At 69.0% G+C, this 13,133-nt stretch carries 10 protein-coding genes; all 10 read left to right on the forward strand.

Going from position 1 to position 13,133, the window contains the following annotated elements; all coding sequences use genetic code 11:
* Positions 1–169: 169 nt before the first annotated feature.
* The 10 genes from AC1DGE_RS09135 (at position 170) to AC1DGE_RS09180 (ending at position 13,132) form a co-directional block, all read left to right on the forward strand.
* A complete protein-coding gene (locus AC1DGE_RS09135) occupies positions 170–1,441 on the forward strand; it encodes a sensor histidine kinase (RefSeq protein WP_476917308.1) in 1,272 nt (423 codons plus the stop codon).
* Entirely contained in the window at positions 1,438–2,094 is a 657-nt protein-coding gene (locus AC1DGE_RS09140) for a response regulator (RefSeq protein ID WP_476909572.1), read from the forward strand. Before AC1DGE_RS09135 ends, AC1DGE_RS09140 begins: the two co-directional genes overlap by 4 nt.
* Before the next feature lie 77 nt (positions 2,095–2,171).
* Positions 2,172–4,151 carry a penicillin-binding transpeptidase domain-containing protein gene (locus AC1DGE_RS09145; protein ID WP_476917309.1) on the forward strand — a complete coding sequence of 660 codons (1,980 nt, stop codon included), beginning with the start codon at positions 2,172–2,174 and terminating at the stop codon, positions 4,149–4,151.
* Between the two features lie 38 nt (positions 4,152–4,189).
* Positions 4,190–5,872: an ABC-F family ATP-binding cassette domain-containing protein gene (locus tag AC1DGE_RS09150; protein ID WP_441419155.1), complete on the forward strand. Its 1,683-nt coding sequence runs from the start codon at positions 4,190–4,192 to the stop codon at positions 5,870–5,872.
* 65 nt (positions 5,873–5,937) lie between these two features.
* Entirely contained in the window at positions 5,938–6,711 is a 774-nt protein-coding gene (locus tag AC1DGE_RS09155) for a DeoR/GlpR family DNA-binding transcription regulator (protein ID WP_476917322.1), read from the forward strand.
* On the forward strand, positions 6,708–7,895 hold the full coding sequence (locus AC1DGE_RS09160) for an MFS transporter (RefSeq protein WP_476917310.1): 1,188 nt from the start codon (positions 6,708–6,710) through the stop codon (positions 7,893–7,895). Before AC1DGE_RS09155 ends, AC1DGE_RS09160 begins: the two co-directional genes overlap by 4 nt.
* 66 nt (positions 7,896–7,961) lie before the next feature.
* Positions 7,962–9,464 (forward strand): bifunctional phosphatase PAP2/diacylglycerol kinase family protein, encoded by a 1,503-nt coding sequence (locus tag AC1DGE_RS09165; protein WP_476917311.1) that lies wholly within the window; start codon positions 7,962–7,964, stop codon positions 9,462–9,464.
* A 132-nt stretch (positions 9,465–9,596) separates the two neighbouring features.
* Positions 9,597–10,541 carry an ABC transporter ATP-binding protein gene (locus AC1DGE_RS09170; protein WP_476909568.1) on the forward strand — a complete coding sequence of 315 codons (945 nt, stop codon included), beginning with the start codon at positions 9,597–9,599 and terminating at the stop codon, positions 10,539–10,541.
* A 3-nt stretch (positions 10,542–10,544) separates the two neighbouring features.
* Positions 10,545–11,450, forward strand: a complete 906-nt coding sequence (locus AC1DGE_RS09175; RefSeq protein WP_476893488.1) for an ABC transporter permease — start codon at positions 10,545–10,547, stop codon at positions 11,448–11,450.
* 239 nt (positions 11,451–11,689) lie between these two features.
* Positions 11,690–13,132, forward strand: coding sequence for an amino acid permease (locus AC1DGE_RS09180; protein WP_441419160.1), 1,443 nt, complete (start codon positions 11,690–11,692; stop codon positions 13,130–13,132).
* Position 13,133: the final 1 nt, after the last annotated feature.

Consider the following 13,133-nt stretch of genomic DNA (forward strand, 5'->3'; position numbering starts at 1 on the left):
CCCTTCCACTCTCCCGGCGCGGGGCGGCCGTGCCATCAGGCCTGGGGATGGTCCGCCGCGGCCGTCGGGTTGGTCCGGCAGTCAACCAAAAGGTTGATCCTGGCCCGCCGGGCCCCGGTTCCGGCCCGTTTTCGGAGAACTGGCGGCCGCCCGGCGCTAGGCTGAAAGCATGGACGGCAGAAGCAGCGGGGCGGAGGAGAACCCCACGGACGCGGCCGTCATCCTGCGGGTCCTGCGGGTCAGCCTGCACGTGGGATTCGCCGTGCTGCTACTCGTGGCGCTGGTCAGGCTGCTGGCGGCCGGGATCCACGGCGCCGGCTGGCTCAGCCTGGCCCTGGTCCTGTGCCTTGCCGGTGTTTACCTTGCGGGCACGGCGCTGGAGAAACGCCACTCGGTCCGGCCGGGACGCTTCGATCCGCGGCCCTACTCCACCTGGTGGCTGGCTGCTGTCTGCCTGCTCTGGCTGCTGCTGGTCTGGGGCAGCGCAGACTTCGTCTGGCTCGCCTTCCCGCTGTTCTTCCTTCAGCTGCACCTGCTGCCCAGGGGTCCGGCTCTGGCCGCAATCGCCGCCAGCACGCTGCTGGTGGTCACGTCGCTTTGGTTCCACAACGGCGGTCCGGGGAACGCCCTGCAGCTGCCGATGCTGCTCGGACCGGGTTTCGGAGCAGCATTCGCCGTCGTCACCGGCCTGGCCTACCGTGCGCTGTACTCGGAGGCAGAAAATCAGCGTCTCGCGGCTGAGGAACTGCGCCGCACCCGCGCGGAGCTTGCCCGCAGCCAGCACGACGCCGGAACCCTGGCGGAACGGAGCCGCCTGGCCCGCGAAATCCACGACACCCTGGCCCAGGGCTTCTCCAGCATCATCCTGATGGGACGCTCGGCCGAGCAGGCGCTGGAAGCCGGAGACACCGGGACGGCCCGGAACTGGCTCCGGACCGTCCAGGAAACCGCGGCCGCCAACCTGGCCGAGGCCCGCAACTTTGTCCGCGGCCTGCAGCCCCCCGAGCTTGAACAAAACCCGCTCGTGGACAGCCTGCGCCGGCTGTGCGAACAGACCGAAACAGAGGCGGCCGCCCGGGGCAAGGCCCTGCGCTGCCGCCTGGAAATCGACGGAACCCCGGCGGAACTTCCCAACCCGTACCGGACCACCCTGCTTCGCGCCGCGCAGGCCAGCCTCGCCAACGTGTGGGCCCACGCAGACGCCCGCACCGCCGTCGTAACCCTGTCCTTTTTGGGCACCGAAGTGGCCATGGACATATTCGACGACGGCGACGGCTTTGACCCCTCTGCGGTGCCGGACCGGGCCGACGGATCCGGCTACGGGCTGAAATCGTTGCGGGACCGGGTTGCAGCGCTGGCCGGGACCATCGACCTCGAATCCGCGCCCGGGGACGGCACGGTAGTGGCCATCCGGCTGCCGCTCGGGAAGGAAGAACCGTGAACCAAATCCGCGTCCTCCTCGTCGACGACCACCCCGTCGTCCGCGCCGGCCTGCGGGCCATGCTCACGGACTTCGAGGGCATCACCGTCGCCGCGGAAGCGGCGGACGGAGCCGCCGCCCTGGCTGCGCTGGCGCGCCTGCGCACCCTGGGCGAGCCCGTCGACGTCGTACTCATGGACCTGCAGATGGGCGCCGGCATGGACGGGGTCACCGCGACGGGCAGGATCAAAGCCGGCGAGGCCGGGACGCCAGGGCCGCCCGTGCTGATCCTCACCACCTTTGATTCCGACGCGGACATCCTTGCTGCCGTGGAGGCGGGCGCGAGCGGGTACATGCTCAAGGACGCGCCGCCGGAGCAGATCCGCCAGGCGGTCCTGGCTGCCGCTGCGGGCCAGACAGCGCTGGCGCCGGAAGTAGCCGCGCGGCTGCTGGGGCGGATCCGGAACCCCGAGCCGGCCCTTTCCGCCCGGGAGATCCAGCTGCTCGAGCTGCTGGCCACCGGCCTGGGAAACCGGGCCATCGCCAGGCAGCTGTTCATTTCCGAGGCGACGGTGAAGACGCACCTGGTGCACATCTACGGGAAGCTGGGCGTGGACAACCGAACGGCCGCCATCGCTGTGGCCGCGCAGCGGCGGATCATCCGCCGGGGCTAGCCACAGGTGGGCGGCCTGCCCGGCGGGCCTGGTCCCTATGACACGGAGCTGTCCGTGCCGCGGGGCATAATGGCGCCATGGGGAAAATTCAGAAGCTCTCGCTCGCTCTTGTCGGTCTGGTCCTTGGCGCCTCGCTCGTGGCATGCGACGACGGCCGCTCCGGCGCCCAGGATGCGGCGAAGCAACTGGCCTCGGCAGTCGCGGCGCTCGACGTCGGTTCCGTGGCCTTCGACGGCAGGGATTCCGGCCAGGCGAACGAGCGGCTCAAGGCGGTCTTCAAGGCGCTTGACCCGGCAAAACCCACCGTTACCGCCGGGGACCTGGTGCTGGAGAAGGACACCGCCACGGTCCCGCTGGACTACAGCTGGAAGATCGGCGCAGGCGAGTGGAAGTACACCGTGTCCGCACAGCTGAAAAAGGCGGACGGCAAATGGCAGACCGTGTGGAGCCCGGAGCTGCTGGTGCCGGGCCTCGCGGACACTGAAGTCCTCGGAACCTCCAGCGATTCCCCGCAGCGGGCCGATATCCTCGGCGCCGGCGGCGCAAAGCTGGTCACCTACCGGCCGGTGGTCCACGTCGGCATCGACAAGGCGCAACTGGAAGCCGCGGATCCGGCCGGCCCCGCGGGCAAACTGGCGCGGCTGGTGGGCGTGGACCCCGCCGCCTACACCAAGCAGGTCACGGACTCCGGACCGTCGGCCTTCGTCGCGGCGATCACGCTGCGCCAGGCCGGCCGGACCATCACGGATGAACAAATCGCCGCGATTCCCGGCGCCCGGGCCATCCCGGACTCGTTGCCACTCGCCCCCACGCGCGGCTTCGCCCGCGCCGTGCTGGGCACCGTGGGTGAGGCCAGCGCCGAGCAGATCGAAAAGTCCGGCGGTGCACTCCGGGCCGGAGACACCACCGGCACCGGCGGCCTCCAGCAGCAGTACGACGCCCAACTGCGCGGTACCAGCGGCATCCAGGTCTTCGCCCAGACCGAGGGCCTGACCGCGGAACAACGGCAGGAACTTCTCAACAACGGCCGCCGCGTCCTGTTCCAGGAACCGATGAAGCCCGGAACCCCGCTCAAGACCACCCTGGACCCGCGGCTGCAGCAACTGGCCGAGGACGTGCTGGCCGACGTCGGTCCGGCGTCCGCCGTCGTCGCCCTCCGCCCCTCCAGCGGCGCGGTCCTGGCCGCCGCCTCCGGCCCCGGCAGCAACGGCTACGACACCGCCCTGCTCGGCCAGTACGCCCCCGGATCCATCTTCAAAATCGTGGACTCGCTCGCGATGTTCCGCAACGGGATGACCCCGGACTCCAAAGTGGACTGCCCGCCCACCCTCACCGTAGACGGCCGGACCTTCAAGAACGCCGAGGGCTACCCCGCCTCCTCGCTGGGGTCGGTAACCCTGCGCGACGCCTTCGCGCATTCCTGCAACACCGCCTTCATCAACGCCCGGGGCAAGGTCAGCCAGGCCCAGCTCGAGTCTGCGGCCACCTCCCTCGGTGTCGCCGTGGAGGCGCCATCGCTGGGCGCTGCGGCCTTCCTGGGATCGGTCCCGGGCGAGGCTGAAGGCACCGAACACGCCGCCTCCATGATCGGGCAGGGCAAGGTATTGCTCTCCCCGCTGGCGGCCGCCGTCATGGCCGGGTCCGTCGCCAAGGGCGCGCCGGTGTCGCCGCAGCTCGTGCTCAACCCGAACGCGGCGGCCGCGGGAAGTCCGGCACCCTCTGAGGGACCGACGGCGGCGCCGTCGTCGTCCGCCCCGGCACCCGCAAAGTCGTCCGGCAAACCGGTGACCGCCGCGGAAGCGGCGTCCCTGGCGGACATGATGCGCGCCGTGGTGACCTCGGGCCACGCCGGCTTCCTCGCCTCGGTGCCCGGTGCCCCCGTCGGCGCCAAGACCGGGACCGCCGAATTCGGCAAGGACAACCCGCCGAAGACCCACGCCTGGATCGTGGCCGTGCACGGAGACCTCGCGGTCGCCGTGTTCGTGGAAGACGGCGGCCTCGGCGCCACTACCTCCGGGCCGCTGCTCAAGGAATTCCTGACTTCCGCCGCCGGCTAACGGCGGACGGTCCGAAAGGGCCGTGGGAAGATTGCCGTGTGGCTCATATTGACGTTTCCGGCATCGACTACTTCCTCTCCGACGGCACCCAGCTGCTCAACGGGGTGACGTTCAAGGTCCCCGACGGCACCAAGACGGCGTTGATCGGGCCGAACGGAACTGGCAAGACGACGCTGTTCCGGATCATTTCCGGCGACCTCGTTCCGGACGAAGGCGTGATCGGCCGCTCCGGAAACATGGGCATCATGCGCCAGTTCGTCGGCCAGGTGCGGGACGACTCCACGGTCCGCGACCTGCTGGTCTCCGCCGCCCCGCCCGCACTCGCGGCCGCCGCGCGCGCCGTCGACGAGGCGGAACTGGCGATGATCGAGCACGACGACGAGCCCACCCAGATGAAATACGCGCAGGCGATCGTGGACTGGGGCGACGCCGGCGGTTACGACGTCGAGACCGTCTGGGACGAGGTTTGCATGGCCGCCCTCGGCCTGCCCTTCGACCGCGCGCAGCACCGGCCGGCGTCGAGCCTGTCCGGCGGCGAACAGAAGCGGCTGGTCCTGGAGGCGTTGTTTGCCGGACCCGACGAGCTGCTGCTGCTCGACGAGCCGGACAACTACCTTGACGTCCCGGGCAAGCGCTGGCTGGAAGCCAAGCTCAACGATTCCAAAAAGACCGTCTTCTTTATCAGCCACGACCGCGAGCTGCTGAACAACGCCGCGGGCCGCATCGTGACCCTGGAGCCCGGCATCAACGGCGCCGGCGCCTGGATCCACGGCGGCGGCTTCGGCTCCTACGTCGACGCCCGCGCTGACCGCAACGCCCGCTTCGAGGAGCTGCGTAAACGCTGGGACGAGGAGCACGTGAAGCTCAAGGAACTCGTCAACATGTACAAGAACAAGGCCGCGTTCCGCTCCGACATGGCCAACCGGTACCACGCCGCGCAGACCCGGCTGGCGAAGTTCCTCGAGGCCGGCCCGCCCGAGGCACTGCCGATCGAGCAGAACGTGCAGATGCGGCTCAAGGGCGGCCGCACGGCCAAGCGCGCCATCGTGGCCGAGAAGCTGGAGCTCACCGGGCTGATGAAGCCCTTCTCCACCGAGGTCTGGTTCGGCGACCGGGTCGGGGTGCTCGGCTCCAACGGTTCCGGCAAGAGCCACTTCCTGCGACTGCTCGCGACCGGCGGCACCGACCCGGAACGCGAGCACCTGCCCGTCTCCGATGTGGAAATCGCCGAGGTCCCGCACGAGGGCGCCGTGAAACTCGGCGCCCGGATCCGGCCCGGTTTCTTCGCCCAGACCCACGTCCGGCCCGACCTGCTCGGCAAGACCCTGCTGGAGATCCTGCACCGCGGCGACGAACACCGCTCCGGGCTGGGACGCGAGGCGGCGGCCGGGGCGCTGGACGGCTACGGCCTGGCGTCGCAGTCGGAGCAGAAGTACGAATCCCTGTCCGGCGGCCAGCAGGCCCGGTTCCAGATCCTGCTGCTGCAGCTCTCCGGCGCCACCCTGCTGCTCCTCGACGAGCCCACGGACAACCTGGACCTGCACTCGGCCGAGGCACTGGAACGCGCCATCGACCACTTCGAGGGCACGGTCCTGGCCGTCACGCACGACCGCTGGTTCGCCCGCACCTTCGACCGCTTCCTGGTTTTCGGCTCGGACGGCAAGGTCTACGAATCGGCCGAGCCGGTGTGGGACGAAAAACGCGTCGAGCGCGTCCGCTGAGGTAGAGCCAGCCGATGAAGTGATCATTTGATGATCAAATGATCACCGACTGGTATTATTTGCTCATGAACACGGATGAGCGGCATCGCTATATCGGCGAGCTCCTTCGCCACCGGGAACGCGTGAGCGTGGATGAGCTAATGGCCGCCTGCGCAGCCTCCGGCGCGACGATCCGGCGCGATCTGGACGTTCTGGCCGGTCACGGCGTCCTGCGCCGGGTCCACGGCGGGGCAGTCAGTCTGCTGCTGCAGGGCGAGAACCCCGGGTACGGGCAGCGCGAGCTGGAGGAGCACGCAGCCAAGGTGCGGATTGCCGCCGCGGTTGCGGCGATGCTCAAGGACCGTGGCCGTATCTGGCTCGACAGCGGCACGACGGCCACGGAGATCGCCCGACAGCTCCAGCAGCGCGACATGACGATCATGCCAATGTCGCTGAGGGCCGTCAGTGAACTGGCCGCAGACCAGGTCCCGGCCGGGCGCCGCCCTGAGCTCCTGTTGCCCGGCGGGAGCCTTGTTCCGGGCGAATTGTCCTTCCGCGGACCCCTGACGGAGGCAAATATCCGCTCACTGCGCTTCGACACAGCCGTGGTCACCCCCTGTTCGCTGGATCTCCGGGATGGACTGCTGGCCCATGATCTCGACGACGCCGCGGTGAAGCGCGCAGGGCTGGAATCGGCAGCCAGAGTGATCGTTGCCTGCTCCGGATCCAAATGGAACGCCAGTGGCATGGCCCTGGTGGCGCCGCTGGACGCTGTGGACGCCGTCGTCACCGACAAGGCTCTCAGCTCCGACGAACTCACCCTCCTTGCCCAACACTCAGTGGAAGCAGTGATCGTATGACCAGGACCTCAACCGCCCCGCAATTGAAGGCGGCGGCCGCAGCGACCTTCCTGATCTTCGGGATCAACGGCCTCGTATTCGCCAGCTGGGCCGCCCGCATCCCCGCGGTGACCGAGATCCTGCACATCTCCTCCGGACAGATGGGAAGCCTGCTGCTGTGCGYCGCGGTCGGCTCGCTGATCGCGCTGCCGACCGCCGGGCTCGTGGTAGGCCGGCTCGGAACCGCCAACACCGTGCGCGCAGGCGGTCTGCTGGCCGCCGTGGCGGGCGCAGGGGTGGCGCTCTCGCTTGGCGCCGCAGCCGTCCCCGGTACGGCCATCTCGCTCTTCTTCCTCGGCATCGGCATCGGACTCTGGGACGTGTCCCAGAACATCGAAGGGGCCGACGTCGAACACCGGCTGGGCCGGACCATCATGCCGCAGTTCCACGCCGCGTTCAGCGGCGGCGCGTTCGTGGGCGCGCTGGTCGGCGCCGGTCTGGCGACGCTCGGCGTCGGGCTGCCGGAACACCTGCTCGCCATCACCGCCGTGGTGACCGCCGCGACCCTGATCGCGCCGCGGTACTTCCTGCCGCACACACCGGAGCAGGCACCTGCTGCCGGCGAGGCCAGGCCGCCGCGGGCCGCTTCCGCCTGGCGGGACGGCCGCACCCTGCTGATCGGCGTCGTCGTCCTCGGCGCCACCCTGACCGAGGGCGCCGGCAACGACTGGATCGCCAAGGCCTCCGTGGACGGCCTGGGTGCCGAGCAGTCCACCGGAGCCCTGCTGTTCGCCGTCTTCGTGCTGGCGATGACGGCCATGCGTTTCTTTGGCGGCCGGGCGATCGACGTCTACGGACGGGTCGCGGTGCTGCGGGCCAGCATGGCAGCCGCCGCGGCCGGGCTGGCATTCTTCGTCTTCGCCGGCAATATCTGGCTCGCGACGGCCGGCGCGGCACTCTGGGGCGTGGGAGCGGCCCTCGCCTTTCCGATGGGCATGTCCGCCGCGGCCGACGACCCCCGGCACGCCGCGGCCCGGGTATCGGTCGTGTCCACCCTCGGCTACATCGCGTTCCTTGCCGGGCCCCCGCTGCTGGGCTACCTCGGCGACCTGACGGGGATCCGGCTGGCGTTGCTGGCTATCGGGGCGCCGATTCTGGTTGCTCTGCTGCTCGCCGGCGCCGCGAGGCCCTTGCGCGCCAGCTGAGCAGCGGCCCGGGATCCAGCACCCGGGTCAGCGCCTCATCCAGGGGGCCCGCAGTAAGGTGGGGAAATGCGAAGCATACTGGGGAAAACGCCGCACCGACTGGAGAAGCTGGACCGTCGACTGGTCCAGTCCCTCTCACGGGTTCCCGGCGGCGGCCACGACGACTTCTTCCGGCGGCTCTCCGCGGCCGCCAATAAGGGCAAGCTCTGGTTCGGGATTGCCGCGGTGATGGCGCTCTTCCCCGGCAAGACCCGGCGTGCTGCCCTGCACGGCGTGCTGGCGCAGGGTGTGGCCTCCGCGGTTACCAACCTTGTCTTCAAGACCCTGCTGCCCCGGGCCCGCCCGCTGCCAGAGCACCTTCCGGTCTTCCGCTTCGTTCATCCGCAACCGAGCAGTTCCTCCATGCCTTCCGGGCACTCCGCGTCGGCCGCCGCGTTCGCCCTCGGCGTGGGGCTGGTCCGGCCGGCGCTCGGCACCGCGCTGGCACCCGTCGCCGCCGGCGTCGCCTACTCCAGGGTGCACACGGGGGCGCACTGGCCCTCGGACGTCTTCTTCGGCTCCGCGATCGGGGCGGGTGCGGCCCTCGTGACGAGGAAGTGGTGGCCGGTCCGTCCCCCGTTCCCCGCGGTTCGGCGCACCCCGGTCGGAGCTGCCGCACTGCCCGACGGCGAGGGGCTGGGCATCGCGGTCAACACGCTCGGCGGCTCATACGCCGATGAGACGGCCGAGGCCCTGCAGAAAGTATTCCCTAAGGCGTATATAAAGGAAATTGCCCCCGACGAGGATGTGGCGGCCGGAATCGAGGCGGTGGCAACCCGTCCCGGCGTCGTTGCCCTCGGAGTCTGGGGCGGAGACGGGACGGTGGGCACCGCCGCGGCGGCCGCCGTCGAGCATTCCCTGCCGCTGCTGGTGCTGCCGGGCGGAACGCTCAACCATTTCGCCCGTGACGCGGGCACCGGCACCCTGAAGGCCGCCATCGAGGCCGCCGCCAAAGGGGAGGCGGCGCGAGCGGACATCGGGCACGTGTCGGTAGAACGGGGGCTGCCGGACAGTCCGGAGAAGCTGGAGCTGTCGATGCTGAACACTGCCAGCATCGGCCTGTACCCCAACCTGGTGCGCCGGCGCGAGCAGCTCCAGCCCGCGCTGGGAAAGCCGCTGGCCGGCGTCGTCGCCATGTTCCGGACCTTCGCCGCGGGCACCCCGAGCACCCTGGTCGTGGACGGGGTGCGGCACAAGCTCTGGATCCTTTACGTCGGCCGCGGGCGCTACTACCCCCGCGACCATGCCCCGCTGGTCCGGCCGGTGCTGGACGACGGCGTGCTGGACCTGCGCATGATCACGGCGGACGAATCCTTTGCCCGGCTGCGCCTGCTCTGGTCGGTGCTGACCGGAACCGTGGCGACCTCCCGGATCACCCACCTGCGCGAAGCCAGCCGGATCCGGGTGGAACCGGGCGACACGACCATGGTGCTGGCGGTGGACGGCGAAGTCATGCCGGGCGTCCGCGCCGTCGAGTTCTCGGTCAAGCACGGCGGGCTGGTGTACTACTCCCCGCAGCCGGAGGGCTGAGCGGCGGCCATGCAGCCATTGTCCGGATTACCCTGATTCAGCCCTGAATCAACCCTTAAAGCGGCGCATTCGCGCGGCGGCGTCGGTAGCGTGGTGGGTACACAACCACACGCGACGCAAAGGAACGCTTCCATGATCGAAGCACGAGGCCTGACCAAGGTATACGGCGAAAAAACCGCCGTCGCCGGAGTCAATTTCACCGTCGAGGCGGGCCGGGTTACCGGCTTCCTAGGACCCAACGGAGCGGGCAAGTCCACCACGATGCGCATGATCATGGGACTGGACCGGCCGACGTCGGGCTCCGTCACGGTCAACGGGGTGCCGTTCAACCGGCACCACGCGCCGCTGCGGGACGTCGGTGCCCTGCTGGACGCCAAAGCCGTCCACACCGGCCGCTCGGCCTACAACCACCTGCGGGCCATGGCCGCCACGCACAGCATCCCGAAAAAACGCGTGCACGACGTCATTGAAATGACGGGTCTGGCCGAGGTCGCCAGGAAGAAGGTGGGCGGCTTTTCCCTCGGCATGGGCCAGCGCCTCGGCATCGCCGCCGCCCTGCTCGGCGACCCGCAGACGATCATCCTGGACGAGCCGGTCAACGGACTGGACCCGGAAGGCGTCGTCTGGGTCCGCAACCTGGTCAAATACCTCGCCTCCGAGGGCCGCACCGTGTTCCTGTCCAGCCACCTGATGAGCGAAATGGCGGTCACCGCGGACCATTTGATCGTGATCGGACGCGGCCGGATCATCGCCGACGCGCCGATCCAGGAGATCATCACCGGCAAGGGCCAGGGGCGCACCCGCGTCCGCACCGACCAGCCGGACCAGCTGATGCGCCTGCTGGCAGGCACCGGCGTCACCGTGCAGGTGCAGGACAACGAACTCCTCGAGGTCACCGGGCTGGAGCCCCGGCAGATCGCCCGCACCGCCCTCGACAACCACGTCATGATCTACGAACTCACCCCGCTCCGGGCCAGCCTCGAGGAGGCCTATATGGAACTGACCAAGGATGAGGTCGAATACCACTCACTGATCACCACGGGCGGCCACGCCCCCGCCCAGGCCGGAGGCAACTAAGCCATGAGCTCGACCACCCTTGAACCCAATCCCTCGAGCCGCGGGCCGCGCTCCGGCGCTGCAAACAACCAGGCAGGCGACCGGGCTGGCGACAGCCTCAGCACCGGCCCGGGCCCCAGCTTCCTGCGCGTCCTGAACTCCGAGGTCATCAAGTTCCGCACGCTGCTGTCCACCCTGATCCTGCTCGGCGCCACCATCGCCGTCATCATCGGGGTGGGAGCCCTTGCCGCCTGGGGCATCGGCCAGGCACTGCAGGCCTCCAACTCCGATCCGCAGCGCTCAGCCGCGCTGGCCGCGCAGGGCGACATCGCCGCGTCGGCGCCCAGCGCCGGCATCTCCTTCGCGCAGCTGATCCTTGGCTCACTGGCCGTCCTGATCATCAGTTCCGAGTTCACCACGGGAATGGCGCGGTCCACGTTCACCGCCGTCCCGAAGCGGATTCCGGCCTTGGCGGCCAAGCTCCTTGTTGTTGTGGTCTCCGCGTTCCTGGTCACGGCACTTTCGCTCTACCTCGCCGGCCTGGTGGCGGTTCCGATCCTGGACCAGTACGGCCACACCCTGGACGTCTCCAGCGGGCACTACTTCCGGACGCTGCTGGTCAACAGCGCCTACGTTGCCGCCGTCGCTGCGATCGGGATGGCCCTCGGCGCCCTGATCCGGAACTCCGCCGGCGGCATCATGACGCTCGTGGGAATCTTCTTCGTGCTGCCGATCGCGCTGCAAATTATCCAGGGCGACTTCGTCACGGAACTGCGCAAATTCATCCCGTCGAACACGCTGGCACCGTTGACCGCCGCCGAACACGTCCCGGACACGCTGGAAAGCTGGCAGGCCGCCCTGGTCCTTGGCGCGTGGGTGGTCATTCCGATCGTGCTGGCCGGCATCCTGCTCAAGAAGCGGGACATCTAGTCCGAAGCAGTGGTTTCAGGCACATTTCGGAATTGCCTCCCAGGCAACATCCTTTGCCTGGGAGGCTCTATGGCTGGAGGTCCGTCCCATTTTGGGGGGCGTAATCTGTGTGACTGCACAGAACTAAGCCTCTCTGCGGCGGTCTAGGGTGAAACGACATTGTGGTCCGCCGCACATCCTTGCCTGGCATCGCCGGCACTGGGGCGCGGGCCGACACCACCCACGAAGGACGGCGCTTCATGCAGGCTGACCAGCAACTCTCCAAATCCCTGAAACCCCGGCATCTGTCCATGATCGCCATCGCCGGCGTCATCGGTGCCGGCCTCTTCGTCGGCTCCGGCGCCGCCATCCAGCAGGCCGGCCCCGGCATTCTGGTGGCCTACCTGGCGGCAGGGCTCGTGGTCATCCTGGTGATGCGCATGCTCGGCGAAATGGCCGCCGCCAACCCCGAAACCGGATCGTTTTCCACCTACGCGGACAAGGCGCTGGGCCGCTGGGCGGGCTTCAGTATCGGCTGGCTCTATGCCTGGTTCTGGATCATCGTGCTCGGCATCGAAGCCACGGCCGGCGCCGCGATCATGCACCGCTGGGTTCCCGGCATCGACCAGTGGATCTGGGCGCTGGTCCTTATGGTGCTCCTCACGCTGACCAACCTGGGTTCGGTGAAGTCGTACGGCGAGTTCGAGTTCTGGTTCGCCTCCATCAAGGTCGCCGCGATTGTGCTGTTCCTGCTCTTCGGCGTCGCCGCCATCCTGGGCCTCGTCCCCGGCGTCCCCGCTCCCGGCCTGGACAACCTGACCGGCAAGGGCGGCTTCATGCCCAACGGTCCCGGCGCGGTGCTGGCCGGCATCCTGGTGGTCGTGTTCTCCTTCTTCGGCGCCGAAATCGCGACCATCGCCGCCGGCGAATCCGAGAACCCGGTCGACGCCGTCAAAAAGGCCGTCAAATCGACCGTTTGGCGCATCCTGGTGTTCTACATCGGCTCCATCGCCATTGTCGTGACCCTGCTGCCCTGGAACTCCGCCTCCGTGGCGAAGAGCCCGTACGTCGCCGTGATTGAACTCTTCGGCATCCCCGGCGCCGGCACCATCATGGACATCGTCGTGCTGACCTCGGTGCTGTCCTGCCTCAACTCCGGCCTCTACACCGCCAGCCGTATGCTCTTCTCGCTCTCCCGCCGCGGCGACGCGCCCCGCACCTGGATGCGGATCTCCAAGCGCGGCGTCCCGGCCGCCGCGGTGCTGGCCTCGACCGTCGTCGGCTTCATCACCGTGGGCCTGAACTACATCGCCCCGGACACCGTCTTCCTGTTCCTGGTCAACACCTCCGGCGCCATCGCGCTGTTCGTCTGGCTCGTCATTTCGGTCTCGCAGCTGATCCTCCGCCGCCGGATGGGCACCGCCGCCCGGGATCTGGAGCTGAAGATGTGGCTGTTCCCGTACCTGACCTGGCTCGCGATCGTCAGCATCGTCGCGCTGCTGGTGGGCATGGTGGTGCTGGACACCACCCGTGAATCGCTGCTGCTTTCGCTGGCCCTGGCCGCCGTCGTCGTGGGAATCGGTCTCTGGCGCTACCGCAGGCACGGCGCCTCCCCGGTGGCCGCACCCCAGCCCGCAGGCCTCCCCGCCGACGCCGAAACCCGCAGCGAGGATGCCCCCGCCGGCGTCGGCCGGTCCAAGTAAG

The sequence above is a fragment of the Arthrobacter sp. 05N425 genome (assembly GCF_056397125.1).

Bases quoted from the DNA above. Each gene is read 5' to 3' on its own strand.
- AC1DGE_RS09135 (WP_476917308.1), top strand. From the start codon at position 170: ATGGACGGCAGAAGCAGCGGGGCGGAGGAGAACCCCACGGACGCGGCC.
- AC1DGE_RS09145 (WP_476917309.1), top strand. From the start codon at position 2,172: ATGGGGAAAATTCAGAAGCTCTCGCTCGCTCTTGTCGGTCTGGTCCTT.
- AC1DGE_RS09155 (WP_476917322.1), top strand. From the start codon at position 5,938: ATGAACACGGATGAGCGGCATCGCTATATCGGCGAGCTCCTTCGCCAC.
- AC1DGE_RS09165 (WP_476917311.1), top strand. From the start codon at position 7,962: ATGCGAAGCATACTGGGGAAAACGCCGCACCGACTGGAGAAGCTGGAC.
- AC1DGE_RS09170 (WP_476909568.1), top strand. From the start codon at position 9,597: ATGATCGAAGCACGAGGCCTGACCAAGGTATACGGCGAAAAAACCGCC.
- AC1DGE_RS09175 (WP_476893488.1), top strand. From the start codon at position 10,545: ATGAGCTCGACCACCCTTGAACCCAATCCCTCGAGCCGCGGGCCGCGC.
- AC1DGE_RS09180 (WP_441419160.1), top strand. From the start codon at position 11,690: ATGCAGGCTGACCAGCAACTCTCCAAATCCCTGAAACCCCGGCATCTG.